This is a genomic window from uncultured Psychroserpens sp. (assembly GCF_947500255.1).
GTDB lineage: Bacteria > Bacteroidota > Bacteroidia > Flavobacteriales > Flavobacteriaceae > Psychroserpens.
Genome location: NZ_CANMRL010000007.1, coordinates 177,787 through 193,604, shown reverse-complemented (window position 1 = coordinate 193,604; position 15,818 = coordinate 177,787). Strand labels below are relative to the sequence as shown.

Sequence of the window (15,818 nt, the reverse complement as noted above, 5' to 3'; positions counted from 1 at the left end):
TATCTTATTTATTTAACCAATTATGAATTCCTTGCGCTGCCATTTTACCATCATAGGCTGCATTTACAACTTCGGCTCCTCCATTTACGGCATCTCCTCCTGCAAAATACTTAGCATTGGATGTTTGAAATTCACTATTGATTTTAATTCTTGTTTTCTTATCTACATCTAAGCCATCAATTAAATCATATAAATGACCTTGTTTGGCTTGACCTGTTGCTTTGATAACCATATCACATCTAACAATGAATGTGTTATTCATATTTGTTTGCAATTTGCCTTCAACCAATTCTGTCTTGGCAAACTTCACACCTTCTACATGTCCGTTTCCAACAATTCCAATAGGTGTCACATTGAACAGGCTATCTACTCCAGCACTAATAGCTAAATCATATTCAAAACCATAAGCGCCCATATTTTCTTTCGAATTTCTATACGCCAAAACTGTTTTACGCGCTCCCATTCTAGCCGCTTCAGACGCAGCATCCATAGCTGTATTTCCACCACCAATAACCACAACTTTAGCTGGAACCTTAGTGTTATGATGTTTCATACGTAACTTTTCAATAAATTCAACTGCGCCAACAACACCTTTCTTATCCTCTCCTTCCAAACCTAAATGTCTAGTAGCTCCTAAACCGACACCAATAAATATGGCATCATAATTAGTTTCGAGCATTGTCAATTCGTCTTTTGAGTCAATTGTAGCATTATATTTAATGTTGAAACCTAACTGGTTTTGTAAATACTCAACTTCTTTTAATACTTCTTCATTAGTGATTTTATAAGGTGCAATACCATGAACCGTCAATCCAGAAGGCTTGTCTTTAGCTTCAAATAAATCAACCTCATACCCTAAAGTTCTTGCCTCACAAGCACAAGCTAGTCCTGCAGGTCCAGCACCAATAACGGCTATTTTCTTTCCATTAGATGCACCAACTTTAAATAGTGTTTTATTAGCATCTATTGTTTTATTGGTGGCATAATTTTGCAACCTACCTATTTGAATTGGTGGCACATCCTGATGGTTATATACACAGGCACCTTCACATAAAACACCAGTAGGACAAACGACACCACAAGCATTTCCTAACCAATTAGAATCAAAAATTGTTTTGGATGCACCTGTCACATTATCAGTATGAATTTGCTTTATAAATAACGGAATATCAATATGCGTCGGACAAGCCTGAATACAGGGTGCATCGTAACAAAATAGACATCGAGAAGCTTCATAATAAGCTTCAGTATCATTCATTAGCGGTTTTTTCTGCTTAAAATTCTTATCGAATTCGGCTTTTGTTGTTGGTCTTTTATATTCTGCCATATCTATAAATCTGTTAATCTACCATAAGTTTCTGGGCGTCTGTCTCTAAAAAATTGCCATGTAGAACGTACTTCTTCAATGAGATCCAAATCAAACTCGGCAACAAGCAACTCATCATCATCACGAGATGCTTCTGCAAAAATTTGTCCACGAGGATCAACGAAATAAGATTGTCCGTAAAACTTTCCAAGGTTCCAAGGTTTTTCTTCTCCAACACGATTAATACAACCCATAAAATAACCATTAGCTGCGGCATGTGCTGGCTGCTCTAGCTTCCATAAATACTCACTTAAGCCAGCAACTGTTGCCGAAGGATTATAAACGATCTCTGCGCCATTTAGCCCTAATGCTCTCGCTCCATCTGGAAAATGTCTGTCGTAACAGATATAAACACCAACTTTAGCGTACTTGGTTTGAAATACTGGGTATCCTAAATTTCCAGGTTTAAAGAAAAATTTCTCCCAAAATCCTGTTGTATGCGGAATATGATTTTTTCTGTATTTTCCTAAATAGGTTCCATCTGCATCAATTACTGCTGCAGTATTATACAAAACACCAGGCTGCTCTTTTTCATATATCGGAACAATAATGACCATATTATGTTTTTTTGCTAAAACTTGCATTTTCTCAGTAGTTGGACCTGGGACAGACTCGGCAGATTCGTACCATTTTCGGTCTTGGCCAGGGCAAAAATATGGTGTGTTAAAAATTTCTTGTAAACATAAAATTTGTACCCCTTGTCGTCCTGCTTCTTCTATGTAAGGAATATGTTTATCATACATAGCATCCATTATTTCTTGAATTGTTCCTTCTCCTTCAGTCATTGGAAGACTCATTTGTATCAATCCTGATTTTACTTTTCTTGGCATAATAGTTTAATTCTAAATTACTGTTTTTGATGTTTTTCCTCTCGGAATAAATTGTCCGTGACCTGCATTTAAAAGGCATTCTTCATTTTTGATAGCAACTTGACCTCTTAAAATTACAGTTTCAGTTTTTCCTGTTACTTTTTGACCCTCATAAGCAGAGTAATCACAATTCATATGATGGGTTTCTACAGAAATAGTATGTTCTTTTTTAGGGTCGAATATCACAATATCTGCATCACTGCCGATAGCAATAGTTCCTTTTCTAGGATACATTCCAAAAATTTTAGCTGCATTAGTTGAGCTCACTTCAACATATTTTGTCAAGGAGATCTTTCCTTTATGAACACCTTCTGAAAACAACAATTCCATACGGTGTTCTATTGCTGGATGTCCATTAGGTATTTTTGAAAAATCATCCTTCCCCATTTTCTTCTGTTCCCACATAAAAGGGCAATGATCTGTACCGACCACTTGAACCAAGCCTTGATTTATACCTGACCATAATGCAGCTTGATCTTTCTTTTCTCTTAATGGTGGACTCATCACCCATTTAGCGCCTTCAAAGTCATTTTCATATAAAGACGCATCTAGCATTAAATATTGTGTACATGTTTCAACAAAAACTTTTTGATTACGTTGTGTCGCCTTTCTAACAGCATTTAGAGCACCTTCACAAGTCATATGGACAATATAACCAGGGCAACCAGTATAATTTAGCATATCTGCAAAACGGGCAGATGCCTCCGCCTCGGTTACTTCGGGCTGAGACAAATAATGATATAATGGAGATAAATTTCCAAGAGCTCTATTTTTAGCAATTAATGAGTCAATCATATCACCATTAGTCGCATGTACAGTGACTAAACCGCCATGCTTTTTAACAACCTTCATGAGTTGTACCATTTGACCATCATCAATCATCAAAGCACCTTTATAAGCCATAAAGGTCTTAAAGGAGGAAATACCTTCCTCTTCAATCATCTCCACAACTTCTTTTGCAACATCATCATTAAAATCGGTCACAGCCATATGATATGAATAATCACCTATTGCTTTTCCATGAGATTTCTGTTGCCAGGTCTTTAATGCATTGTGAAGTGTATCACCTTGAGTTTGCAAAATAAAATCTATAACCATTGTAGTACCTCCATGAAGCGCAGCTCGTGTTCCTGTCTCGTAATCGTCACTTGAATAGGTCCCCATAAATGGCATATCTAAATGCACATGAGGATCAATACCTCCAGGAAACACAAGTTTATGAGTAGCATCAATTATCTTATCTGCTTGATAATTTAAATCTTTACCAATAGCGATAATCTTTTCAGCTTCGATATAAACATCTGCTATATAACTTTCAGAAGCTGTTACTATTTGGCCGTTTTTTATTAAAATTGACATGTCCGATATTAAATTTATAAGTTAATCGATTTCTTAAATTTACAAGTTTTTAATGAGTATCATCACTATTTAATTGACTTATTGATGTATTCTTTTCTGAAATTTTGCTCACGATTACTCCAACTATTATGGCTAAAATAAATGAAGGTCCTAGTTCTCCAAGTTTTTCAAAATAAACACCTATAGTATCTAAAGAGGCAAAGCCAAATTTAAAGAGTGGAACAGACAAAAATCCTGTAATCATAGAAGCAATGGCACCTTTTTCATTGAATCTATCCCAAAAGAGAGATAAAATAATTGTTGGGCAAAACGTAGCAGCAATACCAGACCAGCCAAAAATGACAAACCAAAATATGGTGCGTTCGGGAGTTGTAACTGCAACAATCATTGCAATCAATAGTGCGAATATTGCTAACAAAAATGTAATGCCTTTAGATATTTTCGCCAGTTCTTTTTCAGTTTTATTAGGCTTAAATATTTGCTGATAAAAATCCCTAGATATGGCACTAGACGCCACAACTAATAGAGAATCGATTGTAGACATAATTGCAGATAAAACAGCTGCAATATAAATCCCAATTAATGTAAGCGGCATTATTCTTTCAACTAAAAGTGGTAACACATTTTGCGCTCCATTACCTAAAATCACCTCAGGATCTGCATCGACAGATGTCAAAAGGTATCTACCAAAAATTCCAATAAGTACAGCACATGAATCTGTTAAGATGGTAAACACAAAAGCCACCCAACGTCCTTTTTTTATTTCTATTGTGCTTTTTATAGACATAAATCGCACAAATAATTGAGGAGATCCCATAAAGCCTAAACCAATACATAGAAACCCTAAAATTGTAAAGAGGTTTATTAAACTAAAGCCTCCTTCTCCCCAAATATTTAAAAATGAGGGGTCTAAAGCTATCAAACCTTCAGATATAGATACATTAGATGAAATTGAAAAATAGGCAACTATAGGCAATCCTACTAAGCCCAAAAGCATAATTAAGCCTTGGAATAAATCAGACCAAGCAACAGCCACAAAACCTCCTGAAAAAATATAAGCTAAGACTATAAAAAAGCCTACAATTGCTCCAGTAAAATAATTCCAGCCCAGAAACGATTCGAATGCTGATCCTGTGGCATCAATTTGTGCACTAACATATATCACTACAAATAATGACAATGCTGTTGCCGCAACAATGCGCAACGTGTTTGTTTTAGATTTAAATCGGCTTACTAAATAGTCTGGGATTGTTATTGAGTTATAGTCATCTGAAAGTTTTTTGAATTTCTCAGCCATAAAAAACCAGGAGACTGTTACTCCAATAACTTCTCCTAATACGACCCAAAATGCTGAAACACCGACCATAGCACCTAAACCAGTAAGTCCTAAAAGTAACCAAGCCGATTCTCCAGTAGCTCTTGCAGAAAATGCAACAACCCAAAAATTCAATTTCTTCCCTCCTACATAATAATCTTTAGTAGTCTTAATTCTTTTAGAAGCGATGTATCCAATAAAAAAGAGGATTGAAAAATAGATGAATAATATGATATACTTTGTAATCACTTTAGATAGTTTTTTTCATTAGAATACAGTACAAAACAAAAGAAATGATAAACCCTGTGAACCAAGATAATGAATACAAAAAGTTCAATGCTGGAACCCAGTATCCAATCAGAGCTGCAAATACACCAATAAACAATGCAATCATTGCCGCTTTATTAAATCCAGTTTTTTTATAAGAATAAATCCCATCTTCTTTATACAGTTCGGAGAGTTTCAACCGTTTTTTTCTTACTACGTAATAGTCTGCAATCAAAATCCCTAAAACAGGCCCTAGAAGTCCACTAACAAAAATTAAGAAGCCAGAAATTTCATTTAGTAACCACCAAGGCATAATAAGTATGCCAATAATTCCTGTAATCGTCCCTCCTTTTTTGAAGCTTATTTTTTTTGGCCATAGATTTGAAAATGCATTTGATGGTGCTATAACATTTGCTGCAATATTTGTACTCAAGGTTGCAATAATCATAAAAACTTGTGCTACAATTACAACTACTGGATTTTTAAACTTTGCGATTAATGACACTGGATCCCAAGGCGCATCATCAGCAATTAAGATCTCTTTAAAATTAATGATTGCAGCGCAAGTCACGAAGATACCAACAAAAGAGTACAACATCATTGTTGCTGGTAATCCAATAAACTGTCCTGCAATTTGGTCTTTTTGCGTTGCTGCATAGCGTGTAATATCTGCAATACTAATTGACATTGTTGCCCAAAATCCCACCATAGCAGTAAGCCACAGTAAATAACTCCACAATTTACTCCCAGAGTTTTCTGAAATTGCATTTGCAGTTACAACACTCGATAAAACATCATTGTTTCTAAATTGCACTTGGATATTTTCAGCAGAAGGAATTAGAATAGGATTTGAAGTAAATGTTTCCCAAGTTGAACTTTTATCTGATACGATATTATACTCTGAAGCTTTTAGCGCACCTTCTTTACTTTTTAAAACATTTAAATTAAGATAAAACTTATCGTCTTTTTCAGTGATGGTAGCTGCTGTTTTTTCTAATTGTACACTTTGATCCAAAACTACTGAAAAGCCTTCTGCCTTTGAATAACTCCAATAAATCAGAATCAATCCCATTATGATGAGTATTGGTGCAGAATAGGTTTCGAGCCATTTAATACTTTCTGTACCTTTCCAGATGAAGTACATGTTAACAAACCAAAATATAGCAAAGCCCACAAACTTACCAATAGACAATCCGAGCTCACCTGTAGAACCAGTTATAGCATTGAAAATAGCATAGATAGCCAAACCTCCTATCCATGTTTGAACACCAAACCAACCACAAGCAATAACACCACGAGTTACTGAAGCCAAATGGACACCTTTTGTTCCAAAAGCAGCACGACCTATCACTGGGAACGGTACACCATACTTCACTCCTGCGTGACCATTGAGCACCATTGGTATGGTAATAATTAAATTAGCTAAACCAATAATAATCAAAGCTTCATACCAATTTAATCCCGTTTTTATCATATAAGATGCTAACAGGTAGGTAGGAATGCATACAGCCATACCAACCCAAATAGCAGCTAAATGCCATTTACTCCAAGTACGTTGATTTGAAGGAACAGGAGCTAAATCATCACTGTATAAAGGTGAATCGGAAACGTCTTCGTGTAATTCTACTATATCTTTATTCATTTAGAAACAGGTATCTATTCTAATTTTCTTTTTCAAACCAAAGATTTCTTACACGACCATTTGTAACATAAAAACCTTGTATCTGATCCTTGGAATTTCGCTTAACCTTTATAACCACTCCCGGAACCATTTGCAATATATTTTTACCTATAAATTGCACAGGAAATTCTCCATGCCTTATATGCCTCCACTTTAAGTCACCATTTTCTAAGTAAAAACGATACTGTGTTTCTAATTCTGGACTATAATAGGTACCTACATAGGCTTTTTTGTCATTACTAGATGGTGAAACAGTATCAAATGCTTCCATGGTTATTGGTGCATCATCATCAATTAACACTAGCATTTCTTGCAGTTTATTGTTTTTAAAAACAAACTCTGTAACTAGGTCTACTTGAACATCTAACATTTTAAATTTAGACTTACCAATGGGTACAAGTTTATTTTCGTTTCCAGGCGCACGGTGATACATTAGCGTATCATTTTTAATATAGATTTTTCGTGCGTAACTTTCTTTATTGTTCCAAAATTGTCCTTCATACTTTTTCAGGTCTTTAGAATTGGAAGTTATAGCATCTGGAAGTTTAGATTTGAATTCATTTGTTTGATTATTTGCCTCTATAAATAATTGAGATAATGCATTATTCTTACCACCAATATTAGAAGACGAAAAATTAGATAAAATCACAATATTCAATTTTTCCTCAGGAAATGAACTAGCTGAGGCCCTGAATCCTCCAACAGCTCCATTATGCTGAATACGTTTTTTACCATTAAAGTCATCGATTACAACTCCGAAGGCATAGTTATTTGGTTTCCCATTATTAAATGTATCAAGGGTTTCCAACATTTTAAATGCGCTTTCCCATCCTTCCTTAGGCGCGTAAAAATTAGATAACCAACTTAACAACTCATTGGTATTAGAATGTACATTACCAGAACCCACATAACCCCAATATTCAACTGCACGTTCAAAAGCCTCTCCGTTATAATTATAAGACGTAGCATTATTAGGCACTATTCTATTATACTTATCTTCAGCATAAGAGTTAGTCATTCCTAAAGGATCAAATACTGACTTCTTCATCCAATCTGAAAATTTATCACCAGTAACTTCTTCAATAATATCTGCCATAAACATATAACCTGTGTTACAATACAAATATTCATCGCCAGGTTTAAAATTTAAATCTGTTTGATACTTCATAACTCGCCTTAAATCTGCATTAGTTTTAGAGTCATCATCACGCCATCCTGCAATTCCAAATAGCGCATGTAAACTTCTTAAACCACTTGTATGATGCAATAAATGTCTAATGGTGATTTTATGACCAAAATCTGGCAAATCAGTTAAGTATTTGCGAATATCGTCATCAACCGACAATTTGCCCTGTTCATGAAGTAATACGATACCCATGGCAGTAAATTGTTTGGAGACAGAACCAATATTAAATAAGGTTTCTGGAGAATTTGGAATATTGTATTCTAAGCTAGCTGCACCAAATGCCTTGGAATAAATTACTTCTCCATTTTTCATAACTCCAACGGCTCCGCCTGCCGATTTTGGATTATCCCATGACGCAAATATTTCATCTATTTGATCTTCAAGCGTAGTGGGTTTTTCTTTGACCTTTTCTGTTCGTTTAAAGGTTAGTGGTAAACTATTTCCATTCTGAGTGAACGTTCCATTAATTTCTTTACCCTTCAACTCTCCATTATAAATCACTTGAAGATCGGTAACTTCAACAGTTAGTTTAGGATTCTCAAAAGACAGGGATGATACAGGAATTTCTTGATTGCTTTGATCTGGGCTCATCATTATCGCTGAATAGTTATCGGCCGATTTATTAATTGTAAGATGAATTCGCAGTGAATTTCCTGGTATTTCTAAAAGGCCATACCATTTTCCTGTAATGTCTTGAGCATTTAGCGTTGTAGTAATAAATAATACAGCTAAGGTTTTTAAAAGTGTTTTCATGACCTATCAGATTTTAAATTAATTAGATTTAATCCGTTTTCTACTTAAGTAGAAATGTATTTAATTACAATATTCGTCAGCTATAGAAATTGCCTGGGAAATAATTTTTAAGCCTTCGTCCACTTCTTCTTTGGTTACATTTAATGGAGGCGCAATAAAAATCCAATTCCATCTCACAAATGTGAACATACCTAACTCTCTAATTTTAGAAGCCATTCTTTGTGTAGCTTCCATTTCATGAGGTTTAGCATTCCAAGGTGTAGTAGGTTCCTTGGTATTTCGATTTTTAACCAGTTCTATACATCCTAAAAGCCCAGTGTTTCTAAAATCACCAATAGAAGGATGTTTTGCTTTTAATTTTTCTACTTCTGCTTCAATATATAATCCCATTTCAGCAGCACGATTAACTAAGTTTTCTTCCTGTATAATTCGTATATTTTCTAGAGCAGCAGCACATAATGTTGGATGCGCAGAGTACGTTAGTCCAATAATCATTGGATTATCATTAAAATGCTCTGCAATTTTATCGGTCACTACAACACCACCTAGTGGTAAGTAACCTGAAGTTAAACCTTTAGCTAAACACATGATATCTGGTGTGACACCATGGTGATCAATTCCGAACATTTTTCCTGTACGACCAAACCCGCTCATGACCTCATCATCAATCATCATAATGCCATATTTATCACAAAGTTCACGAACATGTTTCAAATACATAGGCGGATATTTTAAGCAGCCGGAAGAACCAGACTCGCCTTCAAATAGAATAGCTGCAACACTATCTGGGTTTTCAAATTGGATGACACGTTCTAGGTGAGCTAAAGCGCGCTCACCGCATTCTTTTATTGAAGAAGAATTCCATGGACAACGATAAGCATAAGGATTTTCCACATGCACCACACTTGGCATTGCTTGTCCATCTACCGGAAATCTTCTAGGATCTCCTCCAGCAGTTATTGCTCCATATGTAGCGCCATGATATGCTCTGTAATGCGTAATAATCTTGTGACGACCTGTAACCATCCGAGCTAATTTGATACCATTTTCTATAGCCTCTGCGCCTCCAAGGGTAAAAAATGTCTTGGTTAAATTTCCAGGTGTTATTTCAGCTAGTTTTTTGCCCAAACGACCACGAATGTCAGTTGCCATTCCAGGGTAGACATAACTAACTTCTTGCATTTGTTTTGTTACTGCTTCTGTAATTCGTTGATCACCATGGCCAATATTTACATTCATTAACTGCGAAGTGAAATCTAGATATTTCTTTCCATCTCTATCGTATACATATGAGCCTTTAGCATGAGAAGCATTTATTGGGTTCAATCCTCCTTGTTTCCCCCAAGAGAATAAAGTGTAGTCTAAATTATCCTTTACGATTTGTTTATTATTCATTCATTTAAATAGTTGATTAATAGAGTCTTATTTGTTTTTATCTAAACAATAAATTAACTCATCCAGTTCGTTTGTGCTTCTGGATTCCATTTAGTAGTTGTCTTTTTATTCTGCGTCCAGAATTCAATTGAGCTACGTCCAGTAATATCGCCAACTCCAAATTTGGATTCATTCCATCCACCAAAAGAAAAAGGCTCTCTAGGCACTGGAACTCCAATATTAACACCAATCATTCCAGCACTTGCACGTTTCATGACTTGTTTTGCTAATCCGCCACTTTGTGTAAAAACAGCAGCAGCATTACCATAATTGGAACCATTTTCAATTTCAATAGCTTCATCCAAATCTTTAGCACGAATGATAGAAATTACTGGTCCGAAAATTTCCTCACGAGCCACAGACATATCTGTCGTAACATGATCTATAATAGTAGGCCCTACATAAAAGCCGCCTTCTTTACCAGGAACTGTTGCATGACGTCCATCTAATAATATCTTAGCTCCATTTCTTTCAGCTTCATCAATATAGCCTTCAATACGCTTTTTAGCCTCAGCAGTAATGACAGATCCGAGATTATCTCCAGGAACAATAGCTTTTGCATCTTCAACCATACGATCAATAATATGCTGTACTTTATCCACACCTACCATTACTGATGCTGCCATACAGCGCTGGCCAGCACAACCAGACATTGAAGCTACAACGTTAGACGCTGTCATTTCTGGGTTGGCATCAGGTAGCACCAACAAGTGATTTTTAGCTCCACCTAAAGCCACGCATCGTTTTAAATTAGACGTAGCGCGTTTGTAAACAATTTTGGCTACTTTGGTGGATCCAACAAAAGAAACAGCCTCTATTGAAGGATGATCGCAAATAGCTTCAACAACTTCTTTACCTCCATTGACAATATTAAACACACCATCGGGAAGACCTGCCTCCTTAAGAAGTTCGGCCATACGAACAGTGCTTAATGGCACCATTTCTGATGGCTTCATAACCATCGTATTTCCCAAAACTAAAGCGTTAGGAAGTGTCCAATGCGGTACCATATTTGGAAAATTAAAAGGCGTAATAGAAGCAACAACTCCTAGAGGTTTACGTTCAATTCGGCACTCTACACCCTTACTGACTTCCTGAACTTCATTAACAACAATTTGCGGCATAGATACAGCAAATTCACAAAGCTCCATGCTTTTTTCTACTTCTGCTTTGGCCTCACCATATGTTTTCCCGTTTTCAAGTTGCACTAAATTGGTAAGCTCCTCTATGTTTTGTTCTAATAGATTTCTATATCTAAAGAATATTTGAACCCGCTCTTTAAAGGTCATTTCTGACCAGCCTGGAAATGCTTTTTTAGCCGCTTGAACAGCAGCATCAACATCTTGTGTTGTAGATAATGGAATTGAAGAAATTTTGCTACCATCTAACGGACTTAAAACATCCATCGTATGTTGTTCATTTCTTTCAAATTTGCCATTTATATAATTTTTTACTTCGGAAAGTGTATCACTAACATTCATCATCAGCTTATCAGATTAATTTCATTAATAATTGAACAAAAAATAAGAATGCTATAAAAACCCCTTAGTTTTAAGGATTTCTAATCACACTCTAATCAAATATATGAAATATATATTGAAATACACCTTTTAGTGAAGTATCAATAATAATTTAAAAATTATACTGAATAATTATTAATTAAAACTTGATTTTCAAAAAATGTAATACAGACTTTTTGGCTCTATTATGCAATTACATCATCAATAATTGATTCTAAATCGTGATCATCATTGAGACTATTTAACCATGTAGAGGTATCTTGATGCATGACAAAGGAATTAAGAGCCTGACTTACACCATGCTTATTATCAGTTGGTAAGTTTTCAACCACAGTTTCTAAGTTTTCTAAGAGTTGTAATGGCGATACCTTTTCTTCACTTAGTTTAAAAGCTATCTTACCAGTAAGGTCTAAAAATTTCAGATAGTTGACCTTAGTTGTTATTGGTGAACTCACTCCTAACCTATCAAATACTTCTCTTGTAGCTGCTCTTGTTTGTGGTCCCGAAATACCATCAACAATAATTGATTTTCCGTAGATATATTTTAAAACCATTTGTAAATACAAGGTTTCAGATTTTGACGATTCGTTATAGTCTACATTAACACTAGTATCAAAGTGCCAATGATCGGCATGATTTGGGTACAAGTAATTGAGTACTATTCCGAAGTGTTTCCGCAAATAAGACTCTATACCTAAATACAGTTCTTTTTGGTGAATAAAATTATTGGTAATCAATGTATGATCGTCCCAAAAAATAGCATCTAAATCAAATGCCTTTCCTAAACCATGATGACCTGGTTTGTTTACTAAAATTCCAGCGCAAGTAATTACATTTGGTTTTCCTAATGGGCAATTTGTAAAGACCTCATCAAAAGCAGTCTTTAAAATTTCAAAGAAACCCTCTTCTACTTTAAAATCTTGTGGTCTTCCAATAGTTCCGTAAGGGTGTTGTGGCAATCTCGCATAATGCAAGGCAATACCATTAATAGCATTAATAGTTTTCATAACAAATGATTTAAAAGATTAATTATCTACTAATTAGTATTGTAAGGGAGAACTTAAATTTACGAAAAAGTTTTCAAGTTCAGGCTATAAAAGCATCCATTTAGATGGATTTAGTGATAAACTCTAAAGCTCGTTTTTCGTTGTAATAGATATTTCCGCGTTGTACAAACCCAACATGTCCACCATACTTTGGCATTTCTAAATAGAGATGTTTATTAGCTTTAGCCTCTTTAACAGGAAAACATTCATGAGACAAAAAGGAATCGTTAAGCGCATTGATAAGCAATGTTGGTGTTTGAATAGCTTTTAAAAACTGAAGGCTACTACATTTTTCATAATAATCAAGCGCGTTTTTAAATCCGTGAGCTTTCGACGTATACACTTCATCAAAATCTCTAAGGGTTTTAATAGAACGTATCTCTTCTTGAGAAATGTGATTAGGAAATGTCTTAATCTTATTTTTAAGTTTATCTACCAAATGTTTTCTAAATCTGATAGCAAAAGCCTTATTTTTTAATGTATGTAACTCTCTAGCCGAACCTGTAAGATGCACAGGAACAGATATCGCTATTGCTCTTTTAACCTCTTTGGGAATTAGTCGATCCTCTCCTAAAAATTTGAGTGTGATATTTCCACCTAAACTAATACCTTTAATATAAATCTTGGAATATCCTTTTTTCTTAATGCAATATTGAACCACATCATCTAGATCATTTGTTGCTCCAGAATGGTAACTATTATAAAACCGATTATCTTCTCCACTACAGCCTCTAAAATTTACTGAAGCTGCATCAATTCCATTCTCGTTGAATAATTTAGCTGTTCCAGTAATATAAGGTCGTTGTGCATGACCTTCTAAGCCATGAAGCAAGATCACTACTTCGTTTGATGTTTTTTTGGCATAACTCCAATCAATATCCAAAAAATCTTTGTCTCGGGTTTCTATGCGTTCACGCTCTTGTTTTAGTCCATTGACCTTGCGAAATAAACCTGAATATACTGTAGCTATAAATCCGTTTCTAAACAAAAACGGCACCTTATAGGTCGATTCTACTATAGGCATGCAGTTTGATCTATTATTTTAAAATAGTGAATTCAATTGACGAATCGTTATATACTTTATGAGTTTGCGTTTTGAAATCTTCTTCCTTCGCCTGAAAAATATTGTCGACATAGGTTTGCGGATTAGCATCTATATAAGGAAAAAATGTACTTTGAACTTGCACCTGTATTTTATGTCCTTTTTTAAAAGTATGAAATACATCCTGCAGCTCAATATTCACAGCTGTTTTTTGATTAGGAACAAAAGGTTCTGGATTACTCATGCTATTTCTAAAACGACCACGCATGGTTTCACTTCTCACCATCAAGTGATAATTACTAAGCTTCAAATGGTCTTGAACATCTTCATTATCATCAGGTGTTTCCATATCTGATGGATACACATCAATAACTTTCACAATCCAATCTGCTGCAGTCCCAGTTGTAGATACATTAAGTTTAGCCAAAATATCTCCAGCTAAGGTGATATCAGTTTCTAAAATTTCAGTTTCAAATACCAATACATCTGGACGCCGAGCTGCAAAACGCTGATCATCAGTCATAAACTTACGTGGTGTAAAGACGACCTTTATATCTTCGGTGTAAGGCACAGGTTTTTTGGGATCACTCACAAAATCTGATGTTGCAATCCTACGATTTGCTTGTTGTGTTAATCGTTCATAAGGCTGCATAAAATAACTTTCCTTTGTTGTATTCTCTGGTGGCCAAGTATCAAAACTCGACCATTCTTTTTTACCTGTATCAAACATATGTGCCTCTGGCAAGTTTACATTTTCACTAGCATCTCCTTTTAGAAAATGATTAAAGAAAGGCGTTTCTATGTCCTTCTGGAAATAATCTGAAAGGTTATCTCCAAAATGAATATTACCAATCACTTGTCGCTCTTTTGTTCTAGCCCAATCACCATGACTCCAAGGTCCAAATACAACAGAATTGAAATTGTCACTATTTTCCTCAATACTCGAATAGGTATTAAATGGGCCATATAGATCTTCAGCATCAAACAAACCTCCTACAATAAGTGTGGCTGGTTTGATATCTTTTAAATGTTGAATAATTCCTCTACTCTGCCAAAACTCATCATAGTTAGGATGCGCTTTTATTTGTTCATAAAATACGTTGTCTTCATCATAATATGTATCAAGATTGCTTAAAGGTCCAGCATCTAAAAAGAACTGATATTGATCTTCAGTTCCTATATCAGGGAACTCATACCAAGCTTCCTTTGTTGGAGTATCTTTCATATAACCAAAAACAGAGGTTGCTCTCCAATAACTCAATAAAAAAGCACCATTATGAATAAAATCATCAAAATAAAAATCACCAATACAGGCTTGAGGGGACGATGCTTTTAACGCTGGGTGTCCAGACAGTACAGAATATGTCGCATAAAACCCAGGATATGAAATACCGTAAGTACCAACATTGCCGTTGTTGTTATCTACATTATTGATTAACCATTCTATGGTATCATAAGTATCACTAGCTTCATCTGTTTGATCTCCAGTTTTATTTGGAATAAATGCTCTCATGTTATCATAAACACCTTCACTATTCCAGCGACCACGTACATCTTGGTAGACCATTATATTGCCTTCTTCCATAAGATATCTATTTGGTCCTACTTTTTTACTGAACTTATCTTCTCCGTAAGGTCGGCAACTATATGGCGTACGTTTCAAAAGAATTGGATACACTTTCGATGTGTCCTTTGGAGAATAGATAGTCGTATGGAGTTTGATTCCATCACGCATTTCTATCATGACTTCTTTTTTAGTGTAGTTATCTTTCGAATACGTATCTTCTACTTCTGTGGTTTCCGATCCCTCTACAACAGGTGTTTCAGTACGCTTACAATTAGTGAATATAATAGCTATTAAAGCAAGGATAATTAGTTTTTTCATTATAGTTGGAAATTTTTAAAGCTTAAAGATAATCTATTCTAAATTTATTAGAACACTAATTTATGATTAGATGATTCAAAAAAAAGCATATGTCG

General features: G+C 35.1%; 11 protein-coding genes. All 11 read right to left on the bottom strand.

Annotation, left to right across the window (positions count from 1 at the left end):
* Window positions 1-4: 4 nt before the first annotated feature.
* A complete protein-coding gene (locus Q0783_RS17340; protein WP_298897249.1) occupies window positions 5-1,327 on the bottom strand; it encodes an FAD-dependent oxidoreductase in 1,323 nt (440 codons plus the stop codon).
* Window positions 1,328-1,329: 2 nt separating this feature from the next.
* On the bottom strand, window positions 1,330-2,196 hold the full coding sequence (locus tag Q0783_RS17335; protein ID WP_230935497.1) for a nitrilase-related carbon-nitrogen hydrolase: 867 nt from the start codon (window positions 2,194-2,196) through the stop codon (window positions 1,330-1,332).
* 12 nt (window positions 2,197-2,208) lie between these two features.
* Window positions 2,209-3,594, bottom strand: a complete 1,386-nt coding sequence (gene hydA / locus Q0783_RS17330; protein ID WP_298897248.1) for a dihydropyrimidinase — start codon at window positions 3,592-3,594, stop codon at window positions 2,209-2,211.
* A gap of 49 nt (window positions 3,595-3,643) precedes the next feature.
* Entirely contained in the window at window positions 3,644-5,158 is a 1,515-nt protein-coding gene (locus tag Q0783_RS17325; protein WP_298897247.1) for a sodium/proline symporter, read from the bottom strand.
* A gap of 1 nt (window position 5,159) precedes the next feature.
* Window positions 5,160-6,818, bottom strand: coding sequence for an NCS1 family nucleobase:cation symporter-1 (locus Q0783_RS17320; RefSeq protein WP_298897246.1), 1,659 nt, complete (start codon window positions 6,816-6,818; stop codon window positions 5,160-5,162).
* A 19-nt stretch (window positions 6,819-6,837) separates the two neighbouring features.
* A complete protein-coding gene (locus Q0783_RS17315) occupies window positions 6,838-8,796 on the bottom strand; it encodes a serine hydrolase domain-containing protein (protein WP_298897245.1) in 1,959 nt (652 codons plus the stop codon).
* A 60-nt stretch (window positions 8,797-8,856) separates the two neighbouring features.
* Window positions 8,857-10,191: an aminotransferase class III-fold pyridoxal phosphate-dependent enzyme gene (locus Q0783_RS17310; protein ID WP_298756998.1), complete on the bottom strand. Its 1,335-nt coding sequence runs from the start codon at window positions 10,189-10,191 to the stop codon at window positions 8,857-8,859.
* Between the two features lie 53 nt (window positions 10,192-10,244).
* Complete coding sequence (locus Q0783_RS17305; RefSeq protein ID WP_298897244.1) at window positions 10,245-11,714, bottom strand: CoA-acylating methylmalonate-semialdehyde dehydrogenase; 1,470 nt, start codon at window positions 11,712-11,714, stop codon at window positions 10,245-10,247.
* Window positions 11,715-11,935: 221 nt separating this feature from the next.
* Window positions 11,936-12,757 (bottom strand): hypothetical protein, encoded by an 822-nt coding sequence (locus Q0783_RS17300; RefSeq protein ID WP_298897242.1) that lies wholly within the window; start codon window positions 12,755-12,757, stop codon window positions 11,936-11,938.
* 100 nt (window positions 12,758-12,857) lie between these two features.
* Entirely contained in the window at window positions 12,858-13,820 is a 963-nt protein-coding gene (locus Q0783_RS17295) for an alpha/beta fold hydrolase (protein WP_298897240.1), read from the bottom strand.
* Between the two features lie 13 nt (window positions 13,821-13,833).
* Window positions 13,834-15,723 carry a CocE/NonD family hydrolase gene (locus Q0783_RS17290; protein ID WP_298897239.1) on the bottom strand — a complete coding sequence of 630 codons (1,890 nt, stop codon included), beginning with the start codon at window positions 15,721-15,723 and terminating at the stop codon, window positions 13,834-13,836.
* Window positions 15,724-15,818 lie beyond the last annotated feature (95 nt).

What these genes read in the sequence shown, in the direction of transcription:
- Q0783_RS17340 (WP_298897249.1), bottom strand. Translation starts at nt 1,327, where the DNA reads ATGGCAGAATATAAAAGACCAACAACAAAAGCCGAATTCGATAAGAAT.
- Q0783_RS17335 (WP_230935497.1), bottom strand. Translation starts at nt 2,196, where the DNA reads ATGCCAAGAAAAGTAAAATCAGGATTGATACAAATGAGTCTTCCAATG.
- hydA (WP_298897248.1), bottom strand. Translation starts at nt 3,594, where the DNA reads ATGTCAATTTTAATAAAAAACGGCCAAATAGTAACAGCTTCTGAAAGT.
- Q0783_RS17320 (WP_298897246.1), bottom strand. Translation starts at nt 6,818, where the DNA reads ATGAATAAAGATATAGTAGAATTACACGAAGACGTTTCCGATTCACCT.
- Q0783_RS17315 (WP_298897245.1), bottom strand. Translation starts at nt 8,796, where the DNA reads ATGAAAACACTTTTAAAAACCTTAGCTGTATTATTTATTACTACAACG.
- Q0783_RS17310 (WP_298756998.1), bottom strand. Translation starts at nt 10,191, where the DNA reads ATGAATAATAAACAAATCGTAAAGGATAATTTAGACTACACTTTATTC.
- Q0783_RS17305 (WP_298897244.1), bottom strand. Translation starts at nt 11,714, where the DNA reads ATGATGAATGTTAGTGATACACTTTCCGAAGTAAAAAATTATATAAAT.
- Q0783_RS17300 (WP_298897242.1), bottom strand. Translation starts at nt 12,757, where the DNA reads ATGAAAACTATTAATGCTATTAATGGTATTGCCTTGCATTATGCGAGA.
- Q0783_RS17295 (WP_298897240.1), bottom strand. Translation starts at nt 13,820, where the DNA reads ATGCCTATAGTAGAATCGACCTATAAGGTGCCGTTTTTGTTTAGAAAC.
- Q0783_RS17290 (WP_298897239.1), bottom strand. Translation starts at nt 15,723, where the DNA reads ATGAAAAAACTAATTATCCTTGCTTTAATAGCTATTATATTCACTAAT.